The sequence below is a fragment of the Bacteroidia bacterium genome (assembly GCA_019695265.1).
Classification (GTDB): domain Bacteria; phylum Bacteroidota; class Bacteroidia; order JAIBAJ01; family JAIBAJ01; genus JAIBAJ01.
The window spans coordinates 1-3,653 of record JAIBAJ010000188.1 but is presented as its reverse complement, the minus strand read 5'-3'; the positions used below and the strand labels follow the sequence as shown (position 1 = coordinate 3,653).

Sequence of the window (3,653 nt, the reverse complement as noted above, 5' to 3'; positions counted from 1 at the left end):
GGTTGATGATGTAAGCTTCACTGTGTATCCGGGCGAAACTCTTGGCTTGGTTGGAGAATCCGGTTGTGGAAAAACTACTTTGGGTCGTACTATTTTGCGACTAATTGAACCAACTTCGGGTCAGGCAATTTTTCAGGGAAAAGACCTGGCTTCCCTTTCCCAAGCTGATTTAAGAGAAATAAGAAAGGATATACAAATCATTTTCCAAGATCCTTATTCAAGTCTGAATCCTAGAATTACCGTTGGACAAGCCATTATGGAACCTATGCAAGTGCATGGTATTTTGGGTAGCGATGCCGAACGAAAAGATCGGGTAATGGAATTGCTGGCCAGGGTAAATATGCAGGAACAGCATTTTTTTCGCTATCCCCATGAATTTTCGGGTGGACAAAGGCAACGCATTTGTATTGCCAGAGCCTTGGCACTTCGTCCAAAATTTATCATTTGCGACGAATCTGTATCTGCCCTCGATGTATCAATTCAAGCCCAGGTGTTAAACCTCTTAAACGAATTAAAACGAGATAATCATTTTACCTATATCTTCATTAGCCACGACTTAAGTGTTGTGAAGTTTATGAGCGACCGAATGGTAGTAATGAACAAAGGTAAAATTGAAGAAATGGGTGATGCAGATGCTATTTATGAAAATCCACAAACCGAATACACCAAAAAATTAATTGGTGCCATTCCTAAAGGAAGATTGGAAGATATAGAGGCTGCTATCAGGGCTAAACAATCCAGACTAGACAGCATTACTTTTTAATACCGTTATTTTAATGAACACGATAACGCCCAACTTATTTGTTAAGGACCTAAGTAAAAGTTTGATCTTTTATCAAAATCTAGGTTTTTCGGTGGTAAACCGGGTTCCTGAAGAAGGTGATCCGGTTTGGGCAATGTTAAAATGCGGTGAAGTGGTTATTATGTTGCAAAGCTTGGATAGTTTGGGTGAAGAATTACCCGAAATAAAACGAAGTAGGGGAGGAGCATTGTTGCTATATATTCAAATAAAAGGGATACGCACATTTTTTGACAAGCTTCAAGCCCAACCAATTCCAATACTAAAAGGCTTGGAAAAAACCTTTTATGGAGCTACCGAATTTTCTATTGCCGATCCGGATGATTTTGTGTTAACCTTTGCAGAAGACGAAGAATAACTGTTCTATAAGTAGTGGTAAGTAAGCCACCTAAGTCATGTGATGTACTCCGCTGCATTTTTCCAATTTATTGAAGAGAATTTACAGTCAGATCCTGTTCAATTAGCCCTGAAACATAAACCAGTTTCAGCATTTGATAGCAAAAGGGCAATTGAACAAATTCATTGTTTGCAAAAAGCCAGGCATAAATTACCAACCTGGTTCGAAAAACGTTGCTTGTTTACCCGACGAGCCTTGGAGCAATCCACTGCCGAAGAAGTAGCACGATTTAAAGCCGGACTCATGAAGGGAGAATTGTTGGTTGATTTAAGCGGTGGATTGGGTGTGGACGATTGGGCTTTTTCTTCATCGTTTAAGCAGGTTTGGAGTGTTGATGTGGACGAGGAACTTAATACCTTGGTTAGGTATAATTGGGAAAAATTAGGGATACAAAATGCACAGCGATTCCAAGCCCAAGCCGAAACAATGCTTGAGCAAATACCCATGCATTCAACGGTTTATATTGATCCCGATCGCCGCGACGGCAAATCGAGGAAGTTTTTGCTGGAGGAGTGTTCACCCAATGTAATGGAGTTGCTTCCGGATTTGCAGAAAAGGAAGTGCAAGGTTTATATCAAGGTAAGCCCTTTGTTTGAAGCCACCGAATTGGAACGAAAACTAAAAGGTGTAGCTAGAATATTTGCCATTGCACACCACAATGAAATGAAGGAATTGTTGGTAGAAGTATTGCCTGAATTTAACTCGGAAGTACAACGAATTGCAGTTAATCTGAACGACCATGGAATACAATACTTTGAAGGAGAAGGAACTTCAATGCCCGGAATAAACAGGGGAGAAGAAGCTTGGTTTTTTGAACCCAATGTGGCTTTAATTAAGCTCAAGCTTTGGAAAACGTATGCCGGAAAAGTAGGCTTAACTTTCCTTCATCCTGAAACACCTTATTTGGTGGGTTCGGCTCCGGTAGAGGACTTTCAGGGAAGACAAATGAAGGTTTTAGCCCTGTTGGAAGGCAATTTAAAGCAGGTTTCAAATTATCTGCAGCAACAAGGAATACAAAAGGCAAATTTGGCCGAGCGTAATGCCGGAACAGGAGTAGAAGAACTTAAGAAGCGACTTAAACTTAAAGATGGAGGAGAGGATTATTTCTTTTTTTTGAGAAACCCGGAAGGAAAGGTGCTTTGTGTTCACTGCAGGCGGGAAAAATAATGTTTAAAAAGTGAAACAGACGGAGCTTGCACCCTCGGGCAACGATAGAGGCAAGTAGCCCACAGGCCCACTACGGCGATAGCCTAGGGGGACGAGGACTACAGCCGATAGCGTGACCCGAAGCCCGCTTGCAATAACCATAGATTCGGATGGATTTTGGAAGGGCGAAGGGGGCCCGCCCCTAAAAAATACAAAAGGCTGATAAATAGCAGGAAATAAATTAAATCGAGCAGCTATTTTTGGGCAAAGTAATTTCTATAATCAGCATTAAACCATTGTAAACCTTTTTTGTCTTACCCAAAATTTTCGCCATGAAATTGAATAAAAACCTAGCTGTATCTGAGTCCGGATTTATTTTTAATCCCGGAACAGGCGACAGTTTTTCTGTTAACCCAATTGGAGCCGAGGTGCTTGGTATGCTTAAGGAAGATAAATCGCCGGATCAAATTAAGGCGGTTTTATTTGAAAAATATGAAGTAGAAAAAACATTGTTGGAGAAAGATGTAGATGACTTTTTGACCCAATTGAAAGACCATAACATGATGCAGCGATAAGTTATAAAAAGTAGCTCAACGAGGATGGAAAAGAAAAAAATAACAGTGGCCGTAACCGGTCTAAATGCAGTGGATAGTCCGGGTCCGGGAGTAGCCGTGATACGTGGCATACGTGACTGCCAGGATTTTGAAGTTAGAATTATTGGACTTAGTTATGAGAGTCTGGAACCTGGAATTTACATGCCGGGAATGTGTGATGTTACTTACCAAATACCGTATCCTGCTGCCGGTACCGATGCCTTGGCAGGCAGGTTATTATACATTCATGAACAGGATCCGATTGATGTGATTGTTCCGAATTTTGATGCAGAGCTGTATAACTTTATTCGAATTTCGGACTTTTTACGAAGCAAGGGGATTCATACTTTTTTACCCAGCATCGAGATGTTTGATGCCAGGGACAAAATGAACCTTTCTGCTTTTGGCGCAAAACATGGTTTGTTTGTTCCAAGGGACAGGGTTATTTACTCGGTGTCTGAATTGCCGGGTGTAGCTGCGGAATTGGGTTATCCATTGGTGGTGAAAGGAAAATATTACGAAGCTTCCGTTTGTCAAACCCTAGAGCAAGCGCAAAAGGCCTTTTATAAATTGAGCGCCAAATGGGGAACGCCGATTATTTGTCAGGAATTTATTAATGGAACAGAAGTAAACATTGCGGCCTTGGGCGATGGAGAAGGAAATGCAGTTAGCATTATACCCATGCGCAAACTGTTTATTACCGACAAAGGAAAGGCTA

At 41.3% G+C, this 3,653-nt stretch carries 5 protein-coding genes; all 5 read left to right on the top strand.

What is annotated here, in order from left to right; genetic code table 11:
* Window positions 1-763, top strand: a 763-nt coding sequence (locus K1X82_15130) for an ATP-binding cassette domain-containing protein (protein ID MBX7183443.1), incomplete at its 5' end; no start/stop codon positions are given.
* 13 nt (window positions 764-776) lie between these two features.
* A complete protein-coding gene (locus tag K1X82_15125; GenBank protein MBX7183442.1) occupies window positions 777-1,157 on the top strand; it encodes a VOC family protein in 381 nt (126 codons plus the stop codon).
* Between the two features lie 39 nt (window positions 1,158-1,196).
* On the top strand, window positions 1,197-2,363 hold the full coding sequence (locus K1X82_15120) for a hypothetical protein (GenBank protein MBX7183441.1): 1,167 nt from the start codon (window positions 1,197-1,199) through the stop codon (window positions 2,361-2,363).
* Window positions 2,364-2,674: 311 nt separating this feature from the next.
* Window positions 2,675-2,917 carry a PqqD family protein gene (locus K1X82_15115; GenBank protein MBX7183440.1) on the top strand — a complete coding sequence of 81 codons (243 nt, stop codon included), beginning with the start codon at window positions 2,675-2,677 and terminating at the stop codon, window positions 2,915-2,917.
* Window positions 2,918-2,941: 24 nt separating this feature from the next.
* Window positions 2,942-3,653 (top strand): biotin carboxylase (locus tag K1X82_15110; GenBank protein ID MBX7183439.1); only part of this gene is annotated, 712 nt, incomplete at its 3' end.

Bases quoted from the DNA above. Each gene is read 5' to 3' on its own strand.
- K1X82_15125 (MBX7183442.1), top strand. From the start codon at position 777: ATGAACACGATAACGCCCAACTTATTTGTTAAGGACCTAAGTAAAAGT.
- K1X82_15115 (MBX7183440.1), top strand. From the start codon at position 2,675: ATGAAATTGAATAAAAACCTAGCTGTATCTGAGTCCGGATTTATTTTT.